Annotated in this window: 21 protein-coding genes; 8 read left to right on the top strand and 13 right to left on the bottom strand. The window is 47.3% G+C overall.

The window, feature by feature from the left end; translation table 11 throughout:
* Window positions 1-127: 127 nt before the first annotated feature.
* The 5 genes from tilS to EYB58_RS05450 all read left to right on the top strand — a co-directional run bounded on the left by tilS (window position 128) and on the right by EYB58_RS05450 (window position 6,184).
* Window positions 128-1,225 (top strand): tRNA lysidine(34) synthetase TilS, encoded by a 1,098-nt coding sequence (gene tilS, locus EYB58_RS05470; RefSeq protein WP_111959009.1) that lies wholly within the window; start codon window positions 128-130, stop codon window positions 1,223-1,225.
* A 73-nt stretch (window positions 1,226-1,298) separates the two neighbouring features.
* Window positions 1,299-3,281, top strand: a complete 1,983-nt coding sequence (gene ftsH / locus EYB58_RS05465; RefSeq protein WP_111959011.1) for an ATP-dependent zinc metalloprotease FtsH — start codon at window positions 1,299-1,301, stop codon at window positions 3,279-3,281.
* A 275-nt stretch (window positions 3,282-3,556) separates the two neighbouring features.
* Window positions 3,557-4,429, top strand: a complete 873-nt coding sequence (gene folP / locus EYB58_RS05460; protein WP_111959012.1) for a dihydropteroate synthase — start codon at window positions 3,557-3,559, stop codon at window positions 4,427-4,429.
* Window positions 4,430-4,469: 40 nt separating this feature from the next.
* Window positions 4,470-5,384 (top strand): CdaR family protein, encoded by a 915-nt coding sequence (locus tag EYB58_RS05455; protein WP_242637570.1) that lies wholly within the window; start codon window positions 4,470-4,472, stop codon window positions 5,382-5,384.
* 32 nt (window positions 5,385-5,416) lie between these two features.
* Window positions 5,417-6,184, top strand: a complete 768-nt coding sequence (locus tag EYB58_RS05450) for a type III pantothenate kinase (protein WP_111959014.1) — start codon at window positions 5,417-5,419, stop codon at window positions 6,182-6,184.
* 633 nt (window positions 6,185-6,817) lie between these two features.
* Here the strand turns inward: EYB58_RS05450 and pyrE are convergent.
* The 9 genes from pyrE to EYB58_RS05400 all read right to left on the bottom strand — a co-directional run bounded on the left by pyrE (window position 6,818) and on the right by EYB58_RS05400 (window position 15,095).
* Window positions 6,818-7,489, bottom strand: coding sequence for an orotate phosphoribosyltransferase (gene pyrE / locus EYB58_RS05440; RefSeq protein ID WP_111959015.1), 672 nt, complete (start codon window positions 7,487-7,489; stop codon window positions 6,818-6,820).
* Window positions 7,490-7,504: 15 nt separating this feature from the next.
* Window positions 7,505-8,341, bottom strand: coding sequence for a dihydroorotate dehydrogenase electron transfer subunit (locus EYB58_RS05435; protein WP_111959016.1), 837 nt, complete (start codon window positions 8,339-8,341; stop codon window positions 7,505-7,507).
* Window positions 8,338-9,246 carry a dihydroorotate dehydrogenase gene (locus tag EYB58_RS05430; RefSeq protein ID WP_111959018.1) on the bottom strand — a complete coding sequence of 303 codons (909 nt, stop codon included), beginning with the start codon at window positions 9,244-9,246 and terminating at the stop codon, window positions 8,338-8,340. Before EYB58_RS05430 ends, EYB58_RS05435 begins: the two co-directional genes overlap by 4 nt.
* Window positions 9,247-9,255: 9 nt before the next feature.
* Window positions 9,256-10,467 (bottom strand): NADH:ubiquinone reductase (Na(+)-transporting) subunit F, encoded by a 1,212-nt coding sequence (nqrF, locus tag EYB58_RS05425; protein WP_111959020.1) that lies wholly within the window; start codon window positions 10,465-10,467, stop codon window positions 9,256-9,258.
* Window positions 10,468-10,561: 94 nt separating this feature from the next.
* Window positions 10,562-11,170, bottom strand: coding sequence for an NADH:ubiquinone reductase (Na(+)-transporting) subunit E (gene nqrE / locus EYB58_RS05420; RefSeq protein WP_111959022.1), 609 nt, complete (start codon window positions 11,168-11,170; stop codon window positions 10,562-10,564).
* Between the two features lie 27 nt (window positions 11,171-11,197).
* Entirely contained in the window at window positions 11,198-11,833 is a 636-nt protein-coding gene (locus EYB58_RS05415; RefSeq protein ID WP_111959024.1) for an NADH:ubiquinone reductase (Na(+)-transporting) subunit D, read from the bottom strand.
* Between the two features lie 19 nt (window positions 11,834-11,852).
* Window positions 11,853-12,602 carry an FMN-binding protein gene (locus tag EYB58_RS05410; RefSeq protein WP_111959026.1) on the bottom strand — a complete coding sequence of 250 codons (750 nt, stop codon included), beginning with the start codon at window positions 12,600-12,602 and terminating at the stop codon, window positions 11,853-11,855.
* Window positions 12,595-13,758 carry an NADH:ubiquinone reductase (Na(+)-transporting) subunit B gene (locus EYB58_RS05405; RefSeq protein WP_111959028.1) on the bottom strand — a complete coding sequence of 388 codons (1,164 nt, stop codon included), beginning with the start codon at window positions 13,756-13,758 and terminating at the stop codon, window positions 12,595-12,597. The genes EYB58_RS05410 and EYB58_RS05405 overlap by 8 nt, the downstream gene beginning before the upstream one ends.
* Entirely contained in the window at window positions 13,755-15,095 is a 1,341-nt protein-coding gene (locus tag EYB58_RS05400; RefSeq protein WP_111959030.1) for a 4Fe-4S dicluster domain-containing protein, read from the bottom strand. The genes EYB58_RS05405 and EYB58_RS05400 overlap by 4 nt, the downstream gene beginning before the upstream one ends.
* Window positions 15,096-15,422: 327 nt before the next feature.
* Between EYB58_RS05400 and EYB58_RS05395 the strand changes: the two genes are divergently transcribed.
* The gene (locus EYB58_RS05395; RefSeq protein WP_111959032.1) at window positions 15,423-15,806 is read left to right on the top strand and encodes a pancreas/duodenum homeobox protein 1; all 384 of its coding nucleotides are present in this window, start codon (window positions 15,423-15,425) and stop codon (window positions 15,804-15,806) included.
* Between the two features lie 258 nt (window positions 15,807-16,064).
* Here EYB58_RS05395 and EYB58_RS05390 read toward each other — a convergent pair whose 3' ends face one another.
* Complete coding sequence (locus tag EYB58_RS05390; RefSeq protein ID WP_111959034.1) at window positions 16,065-16,595, bottom strand: peptidylprolyl isomerase; 531 nt, start codon at window positions 16,593-16,595, stop codon at window positions 16,065-16,067.
* Window positions 16,596-16,803: 208 nt separating this feature from the next.
* Between EYB58_RS05390 and EYB58_RS05385 the strand changes: the two genes are divergently transcribed.
* A complete protein-coding gene (locus EYB58_RS05385; protein WP_111959036.1) occupies window positions 16,804-18,012 on the top strand; it encodes a M24 family metallopeptidase in 1,209 nt (402 codons plus the stop codon).
* 247 nt (window positions 18,013-18,259) lie between these two features.
* On the opposite strand, the gene EYB58_RS05380 is transcribed toward EYB58_RS05385, so the two are convergent.
* A complete protein-coding gene (locus tag EYB58_RS05380; RefSeq protein ID WP_111959038.1) occupies window positions 18,260-19,300 on the bottom strand; it encodes a hypothetical protein in 1,041 nt (346 codons plus the stop codon).
* Between the two features lie 681 nt (window positions 19,301-19,981).
* On the opposite strand from EYB58_RS05380, the gene ltrA reads away from it, so the two are divergent.
* Entirely contained in the window at window positions 19,982-21,268 is a 1,287-nt protein-coding gene (gene ltrA, locus EYB58_RS05375) for a group II intron reverse transcriptase/maturase (RefSeq protein ID WP_242637401.1), read from the top strand.
* A 98-nt stretch (window positions 21,269-21,366) separates the two neighbouring features.
* On the opposite strand, the gene EYB58_RS05370 is transcribed toward ltrA, so the two are convergent.
* On the bottom strand, window positions 21,367-22,905 hold the full coding sequence (locus EYB58_RS05370; RefSeq protein WP_111956355.1) for a serine/threonine-protein kinase: 1,539 nt from the start codon (window positions 22,903-22,905) through the stop codon (window positions 21,367-21,369).
* A 753-nt stretch (window positions 22,906-23,658) separates the two neighbouring features.
* A complete protein-coding gene (locus tag EYB58_RS05365; RefSeq protein ID WP_111956357.1) occupies window positions 23,659-24,720 on the bottom strand; it encodes a DUF362 domain-containing protein in 1,062 nt (353 codons plus the stop codon).
* Between the last annotated feature and the right edge of the window lie 113 nt (window positions 24,721-24,833).

The following is a 24,833-nucleotide window of genomic DNA, read 5'->3' as shown; positions in this document are numbered from 1 at the left end:
CCTTTAATGCGCCTTGTAGATGAACCAAAATTCGGCGTTATTTCTGCCCAACTTATTTAATCTGCGGTCCTAAGTATCCATGACACAAAAAAAATAATCTGTATTTCATAAGTAGCACCAATAACACATGACGGCCCAATCATCCTTTGCCCCCAAATTTGCAGACCAGGTGCTTGACACCATTCGAGAACACCACATGGTTGCTCCCGGGCACAGTGTGTTAATCGGCGTTTCCGGCGGCCCTGACTCCATGGCGCTGGCACAGGTTCTAACAGGTTTAAAAAAAGATCTGGGCATCCATATAGGCCTGGCTCATTTAAACCACATGCTTCGGGGCAGCCACGCCCTGGCCGATGAGGCCTTTGTCCGTGAATTTGCCAGGGAACACAACCTTGATCTGGTCGTTGAAACAAAAAATGTAGCAGACCTTGCGAAAAACCAACGGCTTTGTGTTGAAGAGGCCGGCAGAAATGCCAGGTATAATTTTTTTACCCGGGTGGCCGGTGAAAAAGGATTTCACCGTATTGCCCTGGGCCATCACCGGGATGACAACATCGAGCAGGTTTTGATGAATCTTGTCCGCGGAACCGGTCCCCGTGGCCTTCGGGGGATTCAACCGGTCAGGCAGGAAAAATTTATACGCCCTCTGATCCGGATGCCCAGAGCCGACATCCTGGCGTTTCTTGATGAGATAAAACAAGATTATAGAGTTGATGAGTCCAATGAGGACACATCCTACCTTCGCAACCGAATCCGGCATTGTTTGATCCCCTTTCTTGAAAAGGAGTTCAATCCCGACATTAAAGCCGGACTTTCACGGATGTCCGGCATCATCGGACTGGAAGATGCTTTTTTGGATCGGATCGCCCAAACCGCCCTGGACAAAGCAACAACCAAAAGGGAAAAAGGACAGATTGAGTTGTCCATACCGGCGATTAACAAGCTTGACCGGGCGCTGGGAGCCCGGGTCATCCGAGCGGCACTGTTGTTGGTAAAACAAGATTTAAAACGAATTTCCAATACCCATATCCGGGATATCCTTTACTTTGCGGGCAAAAAAGGAGAATCAGGAAAGAGTCTGGACCTGCCCGGCCAAATTCGGGTATATAGACAAAGGGATCTTCTGCGTATAAAAAAGGAAGAAACAGCACTGCGGACACTTGGCAGGCACCTTAAAACCCGCAGGTATCAAAATGGAAAACCGGACGAAAACCCCGGTAACTGACCCTTGTATAAAATAAATTTATGTTTATATATATTCATTGATGTTTTTAGCTAAACCTAAGAGAGGAAATACATTGAATCAATTCTATAAAAATATCTCCCTTTGGCTGGTGATTGTTCTGATGATGGTCATGCTTTACAATATATTTAACCAGCAGCAGGGTGGTCAGGCCGACCTCGGCTATTCAGAATTTTTGTCCCTTGTGGAAGACGGCCGTATTCAAAATGTGGTTATCCAGGGTCGGGATCTTATCATTACAGATACCAGCGGTGCAAGGTTCAATAGTTATGCCCCGGACGATTCCCAACTCATTGATATCCTGCGCAAAAGCGGAGTGTCCATCAAGGCCAAGCCGCCGGCCGAATCCTCCTGGTTCATGTCCATTGTCGTTTCCTGGCTGCCTATGATTGTGCTCATCGGTGTATGGATTTTTTTCATGCGTCAAATGCAGGGCGGCGGCGGGGGGGGGAAAGCCATGTCTTTTGGGAAAAGCCGGGCCAGACTCATGGATGACAAGGGGGAAAAGGTAACCTTTGCCAATGTCCAGGGCATTGATGAGGCCAAGGAGGAACTCACAGAGGTCGTTGACTTTCTGAAAAATCCCAATAAATATACTCGCCTGGGCGGTCGTATCCCCAAAGGAGTGCTTTTGGTAGGCAATCCCGGTACCGGTAAAACCTTGCTTTCCCGGGCCGTGGCAGGGGAAGCAGGCGTTCCATTTTTCACCATTTCCGGGTCTGATTTTGTTGAAATGTTTGTGGGTGTCGGCGCATCCAGGGTCCGGGATCTGTTTGCCCAAGGCAAGAAAAATGCCCCTTGTATTATATTCATTGACGAAATTGATGCTGTGGGGCGTCAGCGAGGTGCAGGCCTTGGCGGCGGGCACGATGAACGGGAACAGACTTTGAATCAACTTTTAGTGGAGATGGATGGGTTTGAGTCCAATGAAGGGGTTATTCTCATGGCAGCCACCAACCGGGCCGATGTTCTGGACCCGGCACTGTTGCGTCCCGGCCGGTTTGACCGGCAGGTGGTAGTGGACATGCCCGATATCAAGGGGCGTGAAGGCATTTTGCGGGTACATATGAAAAAAAGCCCCCTGGCCAAGGATGTGAATCCGAATATTCTTGCCAAAGGCACCCCCGGTTTTTCCGGTGCAGATTTGGAAAATCTGTGCAATGAGGCAGCCCTTCTGGCAGCCAAACGCAACCGTGAAAAATTGTTCATGCGCGACTTTGAAGATGCTAAGGATAAGGTTTACATGGGGCTTGAAAGAAAATCCAAGGTAATCAAGGAAGACGAAAAAAAGACCACGGCCTACCACGAGGGCGGTCATGCCCTGGTGGCCCGGTTCCTGCCCAATACGGATACCGTGAATAAAATTACCATTATCCCCAGGGGAAGGGCTGCCGGGGTGACCTGGTTTCTGCCCGAAGAAGGGGATTTCAAATACAAGGACCAGCTGGAAAACGAACTGTCCATTGCCTTTGGTGGCCGTGTGGCAGAAGAGATCATATTCAAACGAATTTCCACCGGGGCGTCCAATGACATAAAGCAGGCCACCAAACTTGCCAACCGCATGGTCAGAAGTTTCGGCATGAGTGATAACCTGGCACCGGTTTCCTATGAAGATCATGATGACAATATTTTCATCGGCAGGGAAATGACCCAGGCCAAAGGCTATTCCGAAGCCACGGCCCAGAAAATAGACGCCGAGGTGGCAGGCCTGATCAAGCGCGCATACGACACGGCCAAAACCATTTTAGAGGAGAACATCGACCTCCTCCATGCTCTGACCGATCTTCTTCTGGAAAAAGAAACGGTTATGGGGCCTGAACTTGATGACCTTATTGCAAGCCTGCGCCCTGAGTTTGAGTTCTTTGGACGACGTAATATCCGGACTGAACCGGAACCGCCCAAAGAGGAGGAGACCCCGGTACATGATGAGCCGAAAGATGTGAAGAATAACGGCTCCGACGACGATACAGAGACAAAAGATCCTGATCCGGACACGATGGATTCTGAGGCGTCTAAGGATAAAAAAGAAGATAATTAGCGTCGAAACTAAGGCTTGGGATCAGATTAAAATCGTCCAAATATATGAGACTTAGGCTTTAAAGTCGTATTCAAGGCGCGTTACTGGGATCATATTCGATATATGTGTCCAGTGACGCAACGCGGAAGACGGCTTAAAAGGAAAGTCATATGGACGGTTTTATTTTGATTGCGAGCCTAAAACCTGTGTTTGGACGCAAAGCTGTCCATATGCAAAGTTTTCTGCAACGCCGCAGATGGTGACTTTGCGTTAAAACACGATCCTGGGAAATTGTATTGACCACCACAGCCTATACCCTTGAATTTGGCCGTTTCAAACTGGATTTGGGTCCAATGGCCTGTATCATGGGTATTTTAAACACCACACCGGATTCTTTTTCAGACGGGGGAAAATACACCAGCCTGGACAAAGCCCTGACCCGGGCCCGGGAGATGGTGACGGCAGGCGCCCATATCCTGGACATCGGTGGAGAATCCTCCAGGCCGTTTTCCGAACCGGTGAGTGAACAAGAGGAGCTTGACCGGACCATTCCCGTCATTGAGGCGATTGCCGACCGGATTGACATTCCCATCTCCATTGATACGGTAAAAGCAACGGTGGCAAAAGAAGCCCTTGCCGCAGGTGGATCCATCATCAATGATATCTCCGCCTTTGAAAAAGACCCCGACATGGTGAATGTGGCCGTGGAGACCGGCGCCCTTGCCGTTCTCATGCACATGAAAGGCACACCGGAAACCATGCAGGTGAACCCAAGCTATGATGATCTCATGGGTGAAATCATCACCTATCTGCAGGAACGGGTTAATTTTGTGCTTGAAAAAGGCATGTCCCCCAAAAAGATTATCCTGGATCCGGGCATAGGGTTTGGTAAAACCGTTGCGCACAACCTTGTGCTTATCAAGGAACTTCACCAGCTCACAGCCTTAGGATATCCAGTACTCATGGGTCCGTCCAGAAAATCCTTTATCCAGAATGTGCTGGGCAATGTCACGGGCAAAAAGGCTGCCCCAAAAGATGCAGGTACCGGATACGGCACCCTGGCTGCCTGTGCAGCATCCCTGATGAACGGCGCACACATTCTCCGGGTCCATGATGTTGAAGCGGTGTGCGCATTCTCACACATCATTGACGCCATCAGGAATGCTTAAGCGCCGACAGATATCTGCACTTTTTCGCTTGGCCGCCCCAATGGCTGTGGCGGCGACGGTCATAGCAATTATTATTTTCACCGCCAGCAACCAGGAACCCAGGGAAACAAACCTACTTCTGCCTGTGGATTATGCCAATGTTCCGGATGATATGATTTTGACCAATTTTCACACGGACAAAATCGCAGTCAGGATAAAATGTCGGCCCAAACACATTGAAAAACTGTCAAAGAAAAGCCTGGTCTATCCTGCAGACATATATACGGACCTGGCCTTTGACCCGGCAGGCAGTGCGGATGCCATTGAACCGGGCCGTTATTTGCTGCCTGTGGATAAAACTCGGATTCCTTTGGGACGTTCTACTTCCATTGTTAAGATCACGCCCTCCTCTTTAAGCATCCGCCTGGAAAAAAAAGTGACCCGGGTCTTCAAGGTAACGGTTCCGTATATCGGAGAAACGGCCAAGGGCTACATGGCGCTTTCACCGGTGTGCGAACCTGCCACCGTGGCCCTGACCGGCGCAAAATCCCTGATCAACCGGATTAAACAGCTCGCCACCAAACCCGTGGACCTGACCAATGCCAATGAAAATTTTAAAAAAGAAGTCCCCTTAAATCTTGGACAGCCAGAGCTTTTCACGGTTGCTCAGTCCATATTTGTGGTGTCCGTTCAGGTTCAGCCGCTCACCGGGACCCGGACCATTGAACAGATTCCAATAGAGCTTCAAAATCGGCCCGGAAAAAAAGTCAGCATTGAACCGTCAACCATTTCTATTGATCTTAAAGGTCCCCAGGAAAAATTGAACACCACGACCTTAACGGATAAAATTCATGCGTTCATGGATCTTGAAGGGCTTAAACCCGGGGTATATGCCCGGCACGTCTGTATTGACATCCCCGTGGAACTGGTCATGACCAATGCCTCACCCCGGGTATTTACCGTTAAAATTGAATAAACTCCAACATTGGGGTTTCCAAAGGAGAAAATATGCTGCTGGTAATTGATGTGGGTAATACAAATACCGTGATTGGTGTTTATGAAAACGAAACCTTGGCGCAGGACTGGCGTATCAGAACCATCAGAGAGACCACGGCCGATGAATTCAATATCCTGGCCCGGGCCCTGTTTGCCGACAAATGCATCCAGCTCACCGACATCACAAAAATCGTCATATCCTCAGTGGTGCCGTCGTCCGTGAGGATATTAAACGCTTTCTGCGAACGCTATCTGGGTATTACGCCATTATGGATCAATTCGGAATCCGTAAAAAAGCTGATGCCCATTCTCTATTCCAATCCCAACGAGGTCGGCGCAGACCGCATTGTCAATGCCGTGGCAGCCTATGAAAAATATAAAAAGGCGCTGATCATCATTGATTTCGGCACAGCGACCACCTTTGACGCCATCTCGGAAAAAGGAGAATACCTTGGCGGTGCCATCTGCCCCGGCGTTGGAATCTCAGCCGAAGCCTTGTTCCAAAGGACCTCCCGCCTGCCCCGAGTGGAAATTTTCAAGGCACCGGAAAAAGTAATCGGTGATGACACCATTGAAAGCATCAAGTCCGGTATCATTTTCGGTAACGCAGCCATGGTAGACGGTATGGTGGACCGGATGAAACAGGAGATGAAAACCACGCCCATGATCATTGCAACGGGCGGGCTTGCCCCGCTCATTGCCGAAGTATCCAATGCCATTGAATCTGTGGACTTGGCTTTGACCCTGGATGGTCTTAAAATAATCAGCCGGGCATTGTGAGATATCCCGACCCTTTAATTTGTGAAGCGAAGGGTCTAAAAGGTTCTCGATAAAGCAATGGCAATCAAAAAGGCAGTTTTAATACTAAGGAAGCCTTTTCCAGACTGGGTTTTATATTTTTGCTACAACCTGTATCCATTGAAACGCTCCCTTTCGGAGTTCAATGCCGGACGGATTGATGGTGAATGTCCAAGGGACGGATGTCCCAAACGTTGCAGAATTATTTTTTTCATGTGAAATCAAAAAAATGACTGGAATCAACTTGACGATCTGGGTCGGTACAGGGTAGCCTTTCGTTGAAAGGCTCCTTTATGAGGATTTTTTTTGATGCCGCAGTTTTTTCAGGCCAACTTTTGTCACGGACAGCAAAAAATAAAAATGCCAATTTTAAAAAACTGGTTTCAGGTGAGATTGATTATTCCACTGTTATTTTAGAAAACGGATATGACACCATAAGAGAAAGCTTTCCAAAAAAATCGCAGCCTTGTTCACTCACCACCCGAAACCTTTGATCCAGCAAAGTTTTTATCTGCTTTTATCAAAACAAATAAAAGAAAATCAAAAAATCATTGCTGATTTTAACCGGGGACTGTTCCACTTCAAAAAGATGGATGCTGCCAGCATAAAATAATTTCAACTGCCTGCGCCATAGGCTTCCAGATATGTCTCTATTTTTGCTTTCATCTGGTCATCCAGAACAATTTTGCCCGCTATGTCCCGGTTGTGCAGAAAATCAATGATCTCCCTTATGGTGACAATGGCGAAAATGGGAATACCAAGGGTCTCTGCCACCTCTTCCAGAGCATTTTTGTCTGTTTTTCCCTTTTCCTGGCGGTTTACGCTGATAATAATACCGCAAACCTGGGGATTGCCGCATCCTTTTAGAACTTCCAGGGATTCCCGGATGGCCTTGCCCGAGGTAATGACGTCATCCACCAGGATCAGCCGGGTGTCTGGGGTCAACGGCATGCCCACCACGGCGCTTTTGTCGGCATAGGTTTTAGCTTCCTTGCGGTTGAACACATACCCTTTGTCGATGCCCATGTCGGCCAGGGCACAGGCTGCTGTGATGCACAAAGGAATACCCTTGTAGGCAGGTCCGTAAATCCCGTGAAATTTTCCTTTGAAATGGGCGTCAATGGCCTTAGCATAATAGGTGCCAAGTTTTTGAATCTTTGATCCGGTGTCAAACATGCCGGTGTTGATAAAATAGGGGGCAATTCGGCCGCTTTTCAGTTCAAACTCACCAAACTTCAAGGCGTTGCACGTTACCAGAAATTCAATAAATTCCTCTTTATAATTCATCTTTTTTCCTTCTTTTCACTGGCAGCGCCAGGTGGCATACTCATTTAACGGTACCGGCTGTCCGGTTTTCAACAGTGCCCGGGTATTAAAATCAGCCATGGTTCTTAACATCTTTGATCCAAATACCGGCCCGTCTTTACACACCACGGCGTGACCACAGACACAGGCTCCGCACACCCCGAATCCGCATCTCATGTACCGTTCCAGGGAAACCTGGCAGGGGATGCTATGGACTTCACAGATATCAAACACCTTTGCCATCATGATCTCCGGGCCGCAGGCATAGACCATATCAAAAGCAGGGGTGGAAATTGCCGATAAATCTTTTATTTTTTGTACTAGGATATCCGTCACAAACCCTTTATATCCCTTTGATCCGTCATCGGTACAGATTTCGGCTTTTGCCGCAAACCGGTCCGGATAAAGCAGAAAAGATTTGGACCGGGCCCCCTGGATTAGAAAAACTTCAGGCCCCTTATCGGTCTGAAAGGTCTCCACAAGGGGAGCAAGGGGCGCCATACCGCAGCCGCCGGCCACAACGGCAACCCGTTTGTGACCGATTCCCATATTAAACCCATTGCCAAAGGGCCCGCGGATACCGATTTTATCACCAGGCCCAAGGGATACGGCTTTTCTAGAAAAAAGGCCCTTGGCCTCCACGGTAATACCAAAGCGTTCCGGACTGTGATGGGAAATGGTATAAGGTTTTTCATCCACGCCGGGAATCCACACCATGACAAACTGGCCTGGTTTAAAGTCGATGTGCTGGTTGACATACAGGGTGGCAAACTCAGGGCTGTGAACGTCCTTGTCCGCCACCTTGACCATGGCGGGCATCAGCTGTGTAATCATAGGGCCTCCCTGTGGGCTGCGCCCCGGATCTCTTCCATGCTTGTGTCGTGGACTGCCAGCCAATCGCTGATTTCCTTATTTACTTTATCAAACACGGTGATACCCCGGTACCGCACGGCCGTGCCGATTCCCACCAGTGTCGCCCCTGCCATGATGATCTCTATGGCGTCTTTTCCCGTGCTGATGCCGCCCAGACCAATGATGGGAATGGAGACGGACCGAAAAATATCGTATACACAGCGCACGGCAATGGGTTTGATCATGGGACCGGAAAGCCCGCCCTTTTTAAAGGCCAGCACAGGAGACCGGGACTCAATGTCAATAACCATGCCCGGCCCTGCGGTATTAATGGCGCAGATGGCATCGGCACCGGCATCCTCACATGCCTTTGCAATGGTTGCAATATCCGGAGCCGCCGGTGTCAGCTTGGCAATCAAGGGTACATGAATCACTTTTTTAACCGCAGCCACAACATCATGGGAAGACTGGGCATTCACGCCGAAAACCATGCCGTGCTGATCTGAATTGGGACAGGAGATATTCAATTCAATAAAGTCCGGTCCCTTGGCCGAAACAAACGCCGCCACTTGGACAAACTCTTCCACAGACCCGCCGTAGATGCTGGCAGTTATGGGAAAGACCCGGTCTGACAGTTCCTGCCACTCCTCTTCCATATTCAGGTAGCCCGGGGAGGGCAGTCCCACAGCATTAATCAGACCGTTGCCAAGGTCAATGACCGTTGGATTTTTATGGCCCTCCCGGGGGGCCGGCCCAATGGACTTCATGGTGGGAAGCCCGCATCCGTTTTCCCAAACCCGCTCCAGAATAGCTTTATTGTTGCCGAGCACGCCCGATGCAAGCACCAGAGGCGTGTGAAGGTTTTTTCCTAAAAAATTGATTTGCATCAATATCCTTTAAAACTTGTCATAAAATATCATATCATCTTCCACACCCATCTCATAAAGGCTGTTAATAACGGAATCAATCATGGGCGGCGGTCCGCACAGGTAATACTCAATTTCAGCCGGATCTTCGTGGGTACTTAGGTATTCATCCACAAGATAAGTGTTTATAAACCCGGTCCGCCCGGTCCAGTTGTCCTCCGCTTCGGGGTCGGACAAGGCGACATGGTAGGAGAAATTAGGAAATTTTTCCACCAGTTCTTTAAAATTTTCGTCGTAAAACATCTCTTTTTTGGATCTGGCTCCGTACCAGAAGGAGATCTTTCGGCCGGAGTTGATACCGTTCAGCTGGTGCAGAATATGGGAGCGTAAAGGCGCCATGCCGGCGCCACCGCCGATAAAGCACATTTCCCGATCCGTATCTCTTGCCATGAAGTCCCCGTAAGGGCCTGACACCATCACCCGGTCGCCGGGTTTAAGCCCGAACACATAGGAAGAACCAAATCCAGGGGGAATGCCTTCGGTGCCCGGCGGCGGCGTTGCAATACGTACGTTGAGCATGAGAATCTCTTTGTCATGGGGCGGATTGGCCAGGGAATAGGCCCTGAATCCCGGTTTTATACCCTTGGACGTCAGGTCTAAAAGATTATATTTTTTCCATTCACTGACATACTTGCTTGCGATATGAAAATTTTTAAAATCGATTTCATATTCAGGCACGTCAATTTGAATATAGGCGCCGGCCTCGAAATCAAAGGGTTCGGAGGGACGCAGCACAAGCTCTTTGATAAACGTGGCCACATTTTTATTGGATATCACTTCGGCATCCACCTTTTTGATGCCAAAAATGGATTCAGGCAACTCAATGGAAAGATCTTCCTTGACTTTGAGCTGGCAGGAGAGCCGAACCCCTTCAGCCTTCTCCTTCCGGCTTAAATGCGCCAGTTCCGTGGGCAGCACGCTGCCGCCGCCCTCAAGCACTTTGCAGCGACACATCCCGCAGGACCCGGACCCGCCGCAGGCCGAGGGCAGAAAAATATCTTTACCCGACAGGGCAGACAAAAGCGTGGGATTGCCCGAAATTTTTAAGGCCTCGTCGGCCTTGCCGTTGATGGTCACCACATGTTCTCCCCGGGTGGTAACTTTTGCTTCCACAAACAGAAGCACCGCAACCAGAATTCCGATAACAATGGTAAACACCACAATGCTGATAATATAGATCAATTCAAAGCCTCCTTAAATCGTGCCTGGACGGGACTCGGTGCTTGGATGAAAAGTTGCCCAGATACAGGTGGGTGATTTTTCATTCAAGCACTATTTATAAAGTGATGCCTGAAAACATCATGAACGTCATGGCCATAAGTCCGGCAATGATCATGGTAAACCCAAATCCCTGCAGCCCTGTGGGCACATCCGAATACCGGGCTTTTTTACGGATGGCGGCCATGGTGACAATGGCCAGCATCCAGCCGGTGCCGGAACCTGCGCCAAAGACAATGGACTCTATGAACGTATAATTACGCTCCACCATAAAAAGACTGGTGCCTAGAATGGCGCAGTTTACAGCAATCAGGGGCAAGAATACGCCCAGCGTGGCATAAAGCCCGGGCGAATACCGGTCAATGACCATCTCCACAGCCTGGGTAATGGCGGCAATTACGGCAACAAAGGTAATGAATTTTAAAAAGCTTAGGTCAAGATCAGGAAGTCCAAGCCAAGACAAAGCGCCCGGGGCAAGAAGCCCGTGATAAATCAACCAGTTGACCGGACTTGTAACAGAAAGCACAAAAATAACGGCAAACCCTAAGCCTGCTGCAGTATCCACATTTTTGGAAACGGCAATAAAGGAACACATCCCAAGGAAATAGGCCAGAAGGATGTTACCGATAAAGACGGAATTGATAAACAGACTAAACAAATCACCCATGAATGCTCCTCACCCCAATTTTGGGGGTTATTTTTTTTGGCTTGAAATGCCGGGCAAAGAATTTTTCAACCACACCAAAAGGCCGATGACAAAAAAGGCACCCGGGGCCAATACCATCAGCCCCATGTTCTGGAACCCAAAATCATATAAAAACCCGGGCACTATCTGGAAACCGAAAAAGGTTCCAGACCCCAGAAGCTCCCGGATAAAGGCCACCACCACAAGGATCAGACCATAGCCCAGGCCGTTGGCAATGCCGTCCACAAGAGAATCAATGGGATCGTTGGCCAGGGCAAAGGCTTCGGCACGGCCTAGAACAATACAGTTGGTGATGATCAGCCCCACAAAAATGGAGAGCTGCTTTGAGATGTCATAAAAATAGGCTTTAAGGACCTGGTCGGTAACAATCACCAGGGTGGAGATAATGGCCAGTTCCACAATAATCCTGATGTTGGAAGGAATGATCTTTCTCATGGATGAGATGATCATGGATGAACAGGCCGTTACCGCGGTCAGAGCTAGGGCCATGACAATAGCCGTGGACATCTTCACGGTCACGGCCAGGGCCGAGCAGATCCCTAACACCTGGTAGGCCACAGGGTTCTGGGTCCACATGCCCTTGATCAGAATGTCTTGGTATTCACTTTTTGATTTAAGCTTCATGGTTCACCTTTTGCGGATTTTAGTCATGGGATGGGTTTCCATCTTTTGCTTTTAATTGTCTCTGCCGGAAGGTCACCGATACCCCCTCGTATTTCATCAGGGTATTTTTAATGCCTTCGGACAGATACCTGCCCGTCAGGGTGGCCCCGGAGATACCGTCCACATAATTTTCCTGTTCCTCTTTGGGCAGATCTCCGGCCTTTCCCTTGGCAATGCCTATGGAGACAAACTTATCCTGGGAATTGAAGATCTTTTTGCCCTTAAAATTTTTCTGAAACCAGGCACTTTCAATCTCCCCGCCAAGGCCCGGGGTTTCAGAGTGGCTGAACACGGAAAATCCCGATACGGTCTGCCCGTCATTTTTAAAGGCCAGGTACCCATGGATTTTTCCCCACAACCCCCGGGTATTGATGGGCACGATATAGCCGGAAATGTCATTGGAATCATGACCATCCCGGGCGTCCTTTGCATGGACAAAATACAGATGCATGCCGTCAGCGTTTTCTGTTTCAATGATTTTGCCTTGGCGGTCCACTACAGCCTCTTCAATACGTTGCTCATAAAGGGTGTTAATGGTCTCTTTCCCAGGATTTTGTCCCTCATCCACAAGGCCTGCGGCCCGCAACAGGTTCACTTTTTTGTCCAGTGCCATGTTATCCTGCTGCCGAGCCCTAAGCCCCGTTGCCGCAGCTGTAATCAAAAGGCTGCACACCACGGACAAGACAAGGGCAAAAAGGATGACATGGGCTTTTGAGTTTTTCTCAAACATTGGGAATCCTTTTTGATGATTTATACTTGAGTACCAGGTGGTCCAGCAAAGGCGCAAACACGTTCATAAACAGAATGGCCAGCATCACCCCCTCCATGAACGCGGGATTGCCCACCCGGATGATCACGGTTAAAAACCCAATGGCTGCTCCGAAAATCCAGCGGCCCGGGTTGGTACCCGGCGCAGAGACCGGATCCGTGGCCATAAAGGAGATGCCGAACAAAAAGCCGCCGGCACACAAATGGTAAAGGGGACCGGCATTGGACCAGGACTCCTGGCCTCCTGGGATCAGGTAGACAATAACACTTGTGATGACAAGCCCTGCAATGCCGCCGATAATGACCCTGTAATTGGCAATGCGGGTCACCATGAGAATGGCGGCACCGAACAGACAGCAGAGCGCCGAAGTTTCTCCCACACTGCCCGGCACAAAGCCTGTGAAAAGCTGCCCCAGGGAATATCCTGCATCACCAAGGGCTGCGGTAATGGACTGTCCCCCGGCACCGGTCACGGAAAGCGCTGTGGCCCCGGTTACGCCGTCCACCAGATGTTTTCCCGCCACCCAGACATCCCCGGACATGGAGACCGGATAAGAGAAAAACAAAAAGGCCCGTCCGGTCAGTGCCGGATTCAGGATATTGCGGCCCGTTCCCCCAAAAACCTCCTTGCCGATGATTACCCCGAAGGAGATGCCAAGGGCCACCTGCCACAAAGGAATGGTGGGGGGCAGGGTCAAGGGAAAGAGCAGTCCTGTAACAAGGAACCCTTCGGATATATTATGACCCCGTATTACGGCAAAAAGGAACTCCCAGGCAAACCCCACCGCATAGGATACTATGATTATGGGTAGCACATAACAGGCGCCGACAAGAAAGCATTGGGTCACTGGCCAGGATTCCCCGGCCCCGATACCGGCCTGATATCCGGTGTTGTATATCCCGAAAAAGGTTACCGGCAAAAGCGATAGAACCACGATGCTCATGTAACGTTTCAGATCCAGGTGATCCCGGACAAAGGGCATGAAACTATTCTTCTGTGAAGGCAGAAAGAAAAATGTTTTTGTTGCATCCCAGATAGGTTCATACTTTTTATACTTACCGTCCCCGGTAAAAAAGGGCTTTGTATCATCAAAAATTTTTTTTAAAGGATTCTTCATTGTTTGTCCTTGTAATAGGCGTCCATGGCGTCCGAAAGGATCCGGGTCAGTTCAATTTTGGAAGGGCAGGCAAATGAGCACAGCCCGCACCTGCAGCAATCCATTAGCCCAAGCGCCAATGCGTCTTCAAGTTCACCCGCATGCAGCGCCTTCATGATAAAGGAGGGCATAAGGTCATTGGGACAGATTCGTTCGCAATAGGAGCAGTTGATACAAGCCCGCGTCTCACCGTGAAGGGTGCAGTCCATGTTTGCCGGACGCCTGAATAGGGAAGACAGGAATGTGGACGAGAGTGTGGGCTTGTCAAGGCCGGGCCGGGCAAAACCAAACATCTCCTCCTCCGGCCCGGTTTCAATGATATTAACCGTGTTTTCAAAAAAACCGATATGGGCATCCTTTTCCAAAACCCGGCCGTTGAACCGTCCTGTGGTGACAATACTATTCCCAGGCATTGCCCCGATCAGGGCAGACAACGGCATGCCTTGGCGGACCCGCATATGGGGGTGCTGTTCCCCGGGCCGGGTAATGGTGACGATTTTTTCAACCGGATATCGGCCGGAAAGTAAAAAACGCCCCATCATGACCAGGTGATCCAGGCGGATATACCAGGTGCTGTTCTCCGCCGCCTGTTGCTTGATTTGATAGAGCACGGCACCGGGGAGCCAGGCAGGATAGATGTCCGGGGCGGCATGGGTGATCTGGTCCGCCACTGAACTGCTCTGCTCCCGGATACCTTCCAGGCTGCTTTTCCGACAAACCACGGCCAACCGATTTGAAAATCTGCGCAAAACCGCCATGCCCGCCTCAAAGGCAGTAATGTTATCTTTAAGGATGATGCCCGGACGCGGCGAAAAAATGTCATTTCCGTCCATGACCACAATAATCAAGGCAGGGGAATGATCCGGATCGGCGAAATCCAGGGCCGGAAACTGACGAAGGCCCTGCCACAGGCCGCCTTTTTTGAGGACCGTCACAAGCGCATCCCGGGGCATATCGATGATGCCGTCCAAATCAACCGGATCATATTCAACATACTCATCTTCGGACTCAGTTGCGATCACAACCTCCATCAGACGCCGCCGGTGCCCGTAAATAACTTTTTCCACCTGACCGGTTCCCGGAGAGACATATTGTATGGTTGTATCCCGCTTATCCGTAAACAGGGCGTCGCCGGTTTTAACGCGCTGCCCCTCTTTAACCAGCAATTTTGGCCGAATATGCGGTATGTCCCCGGCACAGCACCCCAAACTGGACGGCAGGGCCAGTTGAGCACAGTTCAGATCGGGCTGTTCAGCCACATTCAGGTCAAACCCCCGGGAAATTTTTAATATTTTCATTTAATTATTCCATTTTTATGACTGGCAGTGAACAGAATATAGATGTTCTTTACGAATGGACACCCGTTACGGAGCCCCCTTCTCTTTTTAAATTTTTATTGTACCAGATACCGGCGCAAGATCAAATGGTTAAGCTGTAACATTTTAAATTTAATACAGGGGACTTTATAATCCGTATGATCCGTTGAAATTGGCATCAAACTGCGGGCAGATTACATGCAATTCCCCTGGATTCCCTGCTTTATACCTTGATTTTCCGGTATAGAAAGAATAGAAAAGAAATTTGATCGAAAGAATATACCGGCCATAAAAAAGGATAAAGAAAACATGGTTCAAAAAGATTTTGACAGCGTACTCACCCAAGAATTTTTAGATGAGCTGTTGCCACCTGAAAGAAGTGATCAGTTTTTTGATGCACTGTATGGTGATGCCTCAGAAGGCGCCTATGACATCAGGCTGGAGCCTATCAGTATTTCCGGCAGCCGTATCGTCCTTGCCTTTAATCTGCTGCGGCGGCCGGACAAATGCCTGGTGTGCAGCCTGACATACGGACTGCCCAATGTATTCACCCGGCACCCCCTGATCAATATCAAAGGCATGATTGAAAAAATCAAAGAAGCCGGAATTCCGGCGAAAAGCTGGCGTTTAGGAGATACCGAAGAAAATTCCGCTTCCCTTCATCTTATTCCTTTGTACATTGACCTGGACTGATAACCGACGCTACAGACAAAACTGCTGAACCCAAAATAAAAAGACCTTTTGCCGCATGATCAAACGACAAAAGGTCTTTTTGTTTAAACGTTAGGCTCGCAATCAAAATAAAACCGTCCATATAACTTGCCTTTTAAGCCGTCTTCCGCGTTGCGTCACTGGACACATATTTCGAATATGCTTCCAGTAACGCGCCTTGAATACGACTTAAAATCCTAAGTCATATTTGGACGATTTTAATCTGATTCCAAGCCTTAATTAAGCTTTGGGAAGCTTGGGAAAGGATTTATTCAGGGTTTTATTCCACTCATCCAGTTTAGATTTAATCTTTTTGAACACAGAACCCACATTGCCTTTGATGGTGATACTTTCAATGGTATCTCCCTGGGCAATACTGTTGACTACGTCCAGATCTGCCTGGCTGACAACTGCGCCGAATACCGTGTGCATACCGTCGAGATGGGGCGTGGGCACATGGGTAATAAAAAACTGGCTGCCGTTTGTCCCGGGACCGGCATTGGCCATTGACAGGATGCCGGGCTTGTCATGTTTAAGATCTTTTTTGAATTCATCTTCAAATTTATAGCCCGGGTCACCCATACCATTACCGTAAGGACATCCGCCCTGGATCATGAAATCCGAAATTACACGGTGAAAGGTTAAACCGTTATAATATTCGCGTTTGGCAAGGTTTACAAAATTCCCCACGGTATACGGGGTCTTGTCTGCAAAAAGCGTAATGTTAATGGTGCCTTTTGAGGTTTCCATCACTGCTGTCAAATCTGCCATGTTTTTTCTCCTGAAAGTTAAAAAAAAAAATTAATTTGAACTTAATATAAAATTACCGGATGTCAAATATAAAAAAGAAAAACCACCAAAGTAGCGGTTCCGGCAATCGGTAAGTGAACCTTTATCCAAACCCTTTGAAAATTTCAAATATGTTGATAAAGTAAATGAGTTCCGTAACTGTCAATGAACAAAAAAATTGTGAGAAAAAATGATAGACACACTTTTGCCTCTGGATTTGACCCCTGAAACAGAAATCAGCCAACGGATACAGACCCTGAAAGAAAAGATGACCCAGGCCGGCGTGGACGGCGTATTTTTGACCCACAGGCCGGATTATTACTACTTCAGCGGCTCGGCCCAGGATGCCTGGCTATATGTGACCCTGGAACATGAACCTCTTTTATTCGTAAAAAGATACCTTCCCAGAGCGGTTGCCGAAAGCCCGCTGACCCATATTATCCCGGTTCATTCCGTCACGGAAATTCCCCAGATCATCAAGGACAGTCACGGGTGTTTTGCAAAAACCATGGGCATCGCCTTTGACCTTGTTCCGGTGAGGGATTTTAGATTTTATCAATCGTTGTTTTTTGGTTGTACCTGGCAGGATGCCACCCCGTTGATCATGTCCTGCCGGGCAAAAAAATCAGCATATGAGATTGGCATTATGCAGGATGTGGCAAAAATATCCAGCCGGGTGTTTGACTTTATTGCCGAGAATCTTGAACCCGGCATCCGGGAAACGGACCTGGCAGGCCGCATTGAGGCCTTTGCCAGAACCCAGGGCCACTCGGGCCGCCTTCAGACTCGCCATTACAGATCCGTTGGGTTTAACTTCCATATCATGGGCGGTGAAAGCGGGGGGCAGTCAGGGGCACTTGATTCTCCGGTATGCGGCACAGGTATGTACACGGCCTATCCCTTTGGTGCAGGCACCCGTGTGATTGAAAAAAATGATCCCGTACTCATTGATCTGGGCACCATGGCCTTTGGCTATCACATGGATGAATCCCGGATGTTTGTGGCAGGAAAAATGGACAGCCAGGCAGATGCCGCAAGCCAGGCAGCCATTGACATTCTTTTCCATGTCAAGGATGCCATGAAGCCTGGTGTTGCCATGAAAACGATTTTTCAGCTATCCGTGACCATGGCGGACAAGCTGGGATATAGGGAACAATTTTTAGGCCTTTCCGAATTAAAAGCCAAATTTTTAGGACATGGCATTGGTGTTGAACTGGTGGAGGACCCCATCATTTCAAAGGGACGAAGCACAATGCTTGAACCGGGAATGGTGTTTGCCGTGGAGCCGAAATTTATTTTTAAAGACCGGTTCGCCGCAGGCATAGAAAGCGTAATCCAGATAACGGAAACCGGCAGCCGATTTCTGAGCACAGTACCCAACAAGGTGTTCGTAATTTAAATCGTGTTTGACCGAAAACCTGAAAATTTGCGTACACCTTGTAATTGTAGCGGTTCGGAATAATTCAGCCTGGCTCACTTTATACGTTAATAAGATTTGAATCTGACATCATCAATAACAGAAGTAGTCAACGCCCCTTCGATACAGGCTTTGAGTGGCTGATAATAGACATAGTCAACGCCGCAATTCAGCGGCGCGGCTTTTTGCGTCCGCTGAATTGCGGCGTTAGATTTCTTTTTTCGTTCTATTATTGACTATTTTCCAATAATTTTAGTGTGTTACTGCTGATATGGTTCTTTGCCCATTCAAAGCCACAATAGAAATCACATAGCCACAAAATTTCATAAACAGCATCAAGGACTTCGTCTAAGGTTTCAGTCTTTGGAGTCCCTGTCCCTTTGTGGGTGAGTTCATTCCTAATTGAAATACCTTTTTTTATCGTATCCAAAAGTTTTTTTGGAGGGGGATGGACTTTCCCTAAAAATGTATTTTTACAAGGAAGTAGTGGGAAATAGTCTTTCAATATTCGAATAATTGGTGGTGTTGGCAAGTTTTTCACAAGCCATTCACTGTCCGGAATTAGCCGATGAATGCATTCTTTTACCCCGATTTCAAGTGATGAAATAGCAAGAATTAAACAGCTTCTTGGGTTGTTGAATTTTAACTCTTTTGCTTCCCTGTATAGTTCATGAGCTAATGGTTCGTCTGCTTCTTCTTTTGTGAGATTGAAAAGTTCATTCTCATTTACTTGTTCGGTTCTTAAAATTGAGGATGGGGGTGTGACAACTTGCACATGGGTACGATCAGGTACTTTGAACCAATTTTTTTTGTCGAATGAGAAATAGGTCCCTCTCGGTGAAATGGGAGAGGGAGGCCCCTGCTGGGCATGTCGCCACCGAAGAATTTTTATGGCTTTTTTAGGGTACTTGGATAACTCATTTGCTGTTTTATCGATGAAACCCGAAAAAGGGTTCGGATAGTGGTCAAGGGATACATGGTGACCACTCGTGCGGGTCATGTCTTCCACGGTTTTCGCCTGACCATTTTCAGGTGGTAATTTGCCCGCTGCGATCGCTTCGAATACAGGTAGCGATCTCGGGGTTGGTGGAAATGACCCAAAAGTGTCGCACATTGCATTAAAAGTTTTGTGCCCTATCTCTCGTTCTTCTTTATTCGGAGTACGGATTTCTACCGAAATGTCATTTGTGCCGCCATAATTCAAAATTATTGGTTTGTTTGAATGGATATCTAATCTTATTACAGTGAGACAATTTTTAAAGTGAACCATATCAGCGTGCCTTTTATATTTTTGAAATCTAACGTGTAGGGTAACCGGCGAGCCTTGGCGAGTCCGTGTTGACCCGTTTGTGTACGCCCGGCACGGGCGTGAACTTATGGGGTGCAAGTCCCCTATACGTGAATCCTGTTGATGCATACAGCATTAACAGAAGTATTAGCCGAAAACAAGGGCGGAACCGCGAGGGACCGTCTGAAGGAAGTTGGAGTGCAAAACTATGAGCCGACGAACAGAAACAGCATATAAGGCCTGGTCTCCGGGTAAGCCAGCACAACATGTCGAAGCCCAGGATTCAGGAGACAGGGTAAATGCTGCGGTTGTGTAGTGACAGTTCACGTTCTTATCCGGGGAGATCTGTCCTGCATGCGGTGGATCCCTTTGCAATAATCCCCGGCACGGACCTTACCGGGATACCAAGGTCCAGGCACCTCCGGCTGTTGTCGACGGAGGTGAGATACGAATAATAGGCAACACATGCAAAGAGGAATCTTTACTGCGCCTTGCCGGGTAACCGGTAGAGTGACGGGACAGAAGTCAGCAGACGTCATAGTAGCCAACGCCGGGAGTAATGTCCCGGACAGGGTGAAGGACCGAACATTAAGAGAAAAGGAGGTGTTCATGAGCTTTGTGCGTACAATGAATCCGAATGGAGGAGTAGTGTACAGGCGCGTCATGAAAGAACCATTTTCAAATGATCAACTACTGGAACGTATTCTTTCGACAGAAAATATCCATCAGGCCTGGAAACAGGTGCGTGCTAACAAAGGTGCTTGCGGAATCGACGGTGTAACTGTCGAACAATTCCCGGGAACCTTCCGTGAGTTATGGCCGCAGATACGTTTAGACTTATTTGAAGGGACATATGTTCCTTCTCCTGTTCTCAGGGTGGAAATACCGAAACCGGACGGCAGTAAACGTCCTCTTGGTATTCCCATAGTGCTGGATCGAATTATCCAGCAAGCGATAGCACAGGTCTTAGGGTTAATATTTGACCCGCTGTTTTCGGAGTCAAGTTGCGGCTTCAGGCCTGGACGGTCAGCCCATAATGGGGTCCGGCAGGTAAAACAATACATAGGACAGGGCTGTACTGTAGCCGTTGATACCGATTTGTCGAAATTTTTCGATAAAGTGAATCACGATGTCCTTATGGTTAGAGTATCCCGCCGGATAAAAGATAAGCGTGTTCTCAAGCTTATCGGTAAATATCTCAGGGCTGGCGTTATGGTCAAAGACCGTCTCCAGGCGACACCAACCGGTGTTCCCCAGGGCGGTCCACTTTCACCGTTGCTCGCTAATATCCTTCTTGATGATCTTGACAAGGAACTGGAAAGGCGCGGTCACCATTTTGTCCGGTATGCAGATGATTTCATCATTATGGTGAAGAGTCTGAGTGCCGGGAATAGGGTGATGGCAAGTATCCGAAGGTTTCTTGAACAGAAGCTTCGGCTCAAAGTCAATGAGAAGAAAAGCAAAGTAGCACCAGTGGAAGAGTGCGGCTTTCTTGGTTTTGTGTTTATAAACGGCAAAATCAGGTGGAGTGATAAATCCTTTCTGGAATTTAAGCGGCGGTTACGCCTGTTTACCGGAAGAAGTTGGTTTGTCTCCATGGAGTACCGATACAAGAAGTTAGCGGAATATATCCGGGGCTGGATGAATTATTACGGGATATCGGAATACTACCGACCTATTCCGGGAATAGATGAATGGCTCCGCCGACGGATGCGGATGTGCTACTGGAAACAATGGCGGTATACCCGTACCAAAATCCGAAATCTTCTCAAATTGGGTACTTACAAAAGAGAGGCCATTTCGACATCACTTAGCCGAAGAGGGCCATGGCATATGTCCAGAACCAGAGCAACACAAGCCGGTATGACCAATAAATGGCTGTCTGAACAAGGATTAATATCTGTCAAAGATCAGTGGGTGAAAATTCATTACCCGGCTACGGCCCGGTAAACTTGGTGAACCGCCCTATGCGGACCCGCTTGTGGGGTGGTGTGGGGGCTGGGGGGGAGAAAAACCCCCGGCTACCCGATTAGAAGTTTTTTATCAATTTATGGTGTAAGAATTTCCTGTATTGCTCTCGTTAAATCTGCGTCTTTAAGTTCTTGATAATCAACGTCTAGAGTATGCATTGCAAAACAATTTTCAAACTCTTGTAAAAAATCAGCATCTCTTAAAGAAAAATCTTTTCTATTTAATTGATGTCCCAAGGATGAATCTTTGAATTGCGCTCTATACCATTTACCATATTGCTCTTCTTTTGCTTTCACCAAAATAGGATTGAAACCATAACATGCATGAAGGTTAGGGTTTTGATGATTGCAATGAACATTGCCTAAAAGAATAAAGTTCTTTTGTTCAAAAATGCTCGCCCCAGGAGGTTGAAAGAAAATGTCACGTCGACTTCCTTGAATATTTCTTATGTTTACAGCTCTATCACGCTCGTAAGAAGGAAATGTTGAACTAGGATAAAACTGTATATATATAGATTTATTATTAAATTTAAGTTCCAACTTTCGAGATTCAATAACACCTGTGAAACGGCTATTTGTCAATTGTATTTCTACACCTTCAAGTTGCGAGTTAATACCATTGACAATTCTTTTGATGTCTGAAAATAGTTCTTCTACGTGAAAGTTAAGGGTTTTCTCAAGTTTCTCTTTTTCTTCTTCTATGCGCTTTTGTTCTAATTTTTTTGATGATAACAATTGGTTAGTTGAGTGGGCTAAATTTGCGAGATTAGAGAATTCGCTTTGTTCCGTCATAGACTGACTCATGGCCTCTCTAATTCTTTCGCTAACCTCGGATACGGATTCAAATCTATCGGATATCCTTTTCTCTGTCATTTTTGAAATTATTTGTTTTAGCTTTACTGGGACATCTGTTCTGAATCCAACGATATCTGGTAATTGAGAGAATAGATGGTAATCTCTCCAATCGTCAGGATTTGAAAATCGATCTGGTAGGCCACCAGCTAATATTTCATAAAATATTATCCCTAGAGCATAAATGTCCATTGCAACTGTATTTTCTTGATTGGTCCAACACTCTGGTGCCATGTACGGGTATGTACCACTGCCTTTAAATGTTCGTGTTCTCGTTTCTTCTTCGATATATTTCGCTAGACCAAAGTCTGCTATATGTAAATTTCCATCATTATCAACAAGAATATTTTCGGGTTTTAAATCTCTGTGGACTATTTTTTTGTGAACAACTATTGCACCATTAAGAATGTCAAGCATCATGCTAAAACACTCATTCAGCGGAATATTTTTAATTATTTTATTTCTAAGATTTCCAGAATTATAGAACTTTTGAACTATATATATTTGATCATGGCTAGCAAAAGATTTTTTACCAGCAAATAATGTTGATACTATATTGTCTCCTGATAAGCTTAGAGAGACATCCAACTCTCTCATTAGCATTTCTGCATATTCTTTTTGTGGCAAATCTATGATCTTGATGGCAACTTTCTCATTATTAACAGTGTCATCTGCTAGATATATTTCGCCCATTCCCCCTTTATCAAAAGGAACTAGGTTTGTGTATTGCTCATTTTTATCAGGGCCAGCTAAATAATTATTCATGTGATCTGTCTTGCCATGTATTTAGTTTTATTACTTCTAATATTTAAATCACTGGCTTGTCCAGTGTATTGGTTTGTTCAATGGCCACGGGGTAGTGGGGTGGAAAATTCGCCTTTGACTACGGCTGAAGCTTTGCTTCGCTTTGTCCGACATAACGAAGTTTTGCGGCAGCGAAGCAAAGCTTCAGCCGTACCATATTATCGGGTAATTTGCCAGCCCGCCCCCGTGTGTCCAATGTGAACAAGTTGATGTGTAGTTTCTGTTTATCTTTCATATTCACTTATCTAACGGGATAACATCCGAAAAGTAAGAATAACCAGACCGGTATAATTGTAAAAAAAATCAATGCTGAAATCATTAACATCATCTGGAAAGGCTTGCAATTTTTTTTCTTCAGCTGGCCACATAGTTGACCAAGCACTAATGGTATGATCAATCGCTCCCAATGATTTCCAAAAAGTGAAAAATAGCAGAAGCAAGGCTCGGTGTTCTTGTTTTAAAAATATGACATCCTTTTTTATTGAGTCTCAAAAAACGATCGTTTAATGAAACTGATTTCGGTATTGTCACTCTGAACGGTATATCGATACTTTCCATATCTTAAATTCCCGTCTTAAAAAACATGGTCTTATTTACTCATGGTTCTGTTGAATTCGTGAGACATAATTTATAGAAACGTATAAACAGAGCCCGGCCTTAATTATTCCGAGCCGCTACATGTAATCGGCAAAATTTACGGTTTTCGGTCGGGCACTAAATATTGCCTCTTTCCTGGGCCATGGTTAAATATGTCTCAAACGTATTTGCAGGCGGATCATATTGATCCGTTTCCTGCTTTTTAACCAGGGCAATGGCCCCGGACGGACAGACAGGAACGCACACCCCACAACCGATACACCGGTCAAAGTTTACCTTTGCCACCGCGTCATCCATGGCAATGGCATCCATATGACAGCGGTCCATACAGGCTTCACACCCCACACATTCATCCGCATCAACCAGGGCAAAATAGTTGGAATGTACGGCCTTTGCCGGCTGTGCGAGTTTTTTCAAATTCCCCAGCACCTGACAACAGCACCCGCAGCACATGCAGATATTACCAGGATCCTTTGCGTTGCCCGGTTGGAGGACAAGCCCTGCCCGGCGCCCTTTTTCAAGAATCCCCAAGGCTTCTTCCACATCAATGGATCGGCCCAAGCCGTTTCCTTCATAATAGTAGGCCCCGGTGCCAAAAGTAAGACACACCTCCATGGGGTAATCACAGGGTTGCCCCACCATCTCATGCTCCTTACGGCAGATGCAGTCACTGACCACAATTTTCTTTTGTTTGGAAATGATCTCTTCGGCGGTCTCATAGGGCATGGTGGCCAGGTCCACAGTCACCGTTTTGGACACCGGGATGACACGCAGCTGTTTGGTTTTATATTTGAGCCAGCTTTTTTTCATATATTGGGGCAGATATTCATTCACATCCTTGATCAGGTCCGTATTGAGCCGGTTGAGATTGAATTCCCAGATACCGATCACAAACTGGATGGCCATATATGACGGCGAATCATCTTTGCCGGCCCTGAAAATCAGCCCTTTTTTGGACATCTCCATGAGTGTGTTACCCAAACGATCAGGATCCGTTGACAGACGTTCAGCAATAACCTGTACAGTTTCCGGCCACATGTTCAACCCAAGCACAATGGCTGCCTCTTCTTGTGTAAAAAGCCGTTCAAGAATTTTTACTTCAACACCGGAACCTGTTGCCGGAAAACCCGCCGGCATTTTATCCAAATGCAGGGCCAGTTTTTTATAAAGATCGCCCATGGTACAGCTCTCCCTTCATGAGAAAATTAATTTTTATAGAATTTTACCTGTTCAAGGATAAAATTGAAAGATGCTAGTTTTTTGCACCAAATTGGTGTATAGTCCGCGAATAA

This window comes from Desulfobacter hydrogenophilus (assembly GCF_004319545.1).
In the GTDB taxonomy this organism is placed as follows: Bacteria; Desulfobacterota; Desulfobacteria; order Desulfobacterales; family Desulfobacteraceae; genus Desulfobacter; species Desulfobacter hydrogenophilus.
This window is presented reverse-complemented; position numbering and strand designations above follow the sequence as displayed.

Excerpts from the sequence above, each read along its gene's own strand:
- EYB58_RS05450 (WP_111959014.1), top strand. The coding sequence starts at position 5,417 with ATGCTGCTGGTAATTGATGTGGGTAATACAAATACCGTGATTGGTGTT.
- EYB58_RS05380 (WP_111959038.1), bottom strand. The coding sequence starts at position 19,300 with ATGGTTCACTTTAAAAATTGTCTCACTGTAATAAGATTAGATATCCAT.
- EYB58_RS05435 (WP_111959016.1), bottom strand. The coding sequence starts at position 8,341 with ATGATTACACAGCTGATGCCCGCCATGGTCAAGGTGGCGGACAAGGAC.
- EYB58_RS05400 (WP_111959030.1), bottom strand. The coding sequence starts at position 15,095 with ATGAAAATATTAAAAATTTCCCGGGGGTTTGACCTGAATGTGGCTGAA.
- EYB58_RS05415 (WP_111959024.1), bottom strand. The coding sequence starts at position 11,833 with ATGAAGCTTAAATCAAAAAGTGAATACCAAGACATTCTGATCAAGGGC.
- EYB58_RS05365 (WP_111956357.1), bottom strand. The coding sequence starts at position 24,720 with ATGGGCGATCTTTATAAAAAACTGGCCCTGCATTTGGATAAAATGCCG.
- EYB58_RS05385 (WP_111959036.1), top strand. The coding sequence starts at position 16,804 with ATGATAGACACACTTTTGCCTCTGGATTTGACCCCTGAAACAGAAATC.
- EYB58_RS05430 (WP_111959018.1), bottom strand. The coding sequence starts at position 9,246 with ATGCAAATCAATTTTTTAGGAAAAAACCTTCACACGCCTCTGGTGCTT.
- EYB58_RS05455 (WP_242637570.1), top strand. The coding sequence starts at position 4,470 with ATGGCTGTGGCGGCGACGGTCATAGCAATTATTATTTTCACCGCCAGC.
- EYB58_RS05410 (WP_111959026.1), bottom strand. The coding sequence starts at position 12,602 with ATGTTTGAGAAAAACTCAAAAGCCCATGTCATCCTTTTTGCCCTTGTC.
- pyrE (WP_111959015.1), bottom strand. The coding sequence starts at position 7,489 with ATGAATTATAAAGAGGAATTTATTGAATTTCTGGTAACGTGCAACGCC.
- EYB58_RS05390 (WP_111959034.1), bottom strand. The coding sequence starts at position 16,595 with ATGGCAGATTTGACAGCAGTGATGGAAACCTCAAAAGGCACCATTAAC.
- nqrE (WP_111959022.1), bottom strand. The coding sequence starts at position 11,170 with ATGGGTGATTTGTTTAGTCTGTTTATCAATTCCGTCTTTATCGGTAAC.
- EYB58_RS05395 (WP_111959032.1), top strand. The coding sequence starts at position 15,423 with ATGGTTCAAAAAGATTTTGACAGCGTACTCACCCAAGAATTTTTAGAT.
- ltrA (WP_242637401.1), top strand. The coding sequence starts at position 19,982 with ATGAAAGAACCATTTTCAAATGATCAACTACTGGAACGTATTCTTTCG.
- tilS (WP_111959009.1), top strand. The coding sequence starts at position 128 with ATGACGGCCCAATCATCCTTTGCCCCCAAATTTGCAGACCAGGTGCTT.
- EYB58_RS05370 (WP_111956355.1), bottom strand. The coding sequence starts at position 22,905 with ATGAATAATTATTTAGCTGGCCCTGATAAAAATGAGCAATACACAAAC.
- EYB58_RS05405 (WP_111959028.1), bottom strand. The coding sequence starts at position 13,758 with ATGAAGAATCCTTTAAAAAAAATTTTTGATGATACAAAGCCCTTTTTT.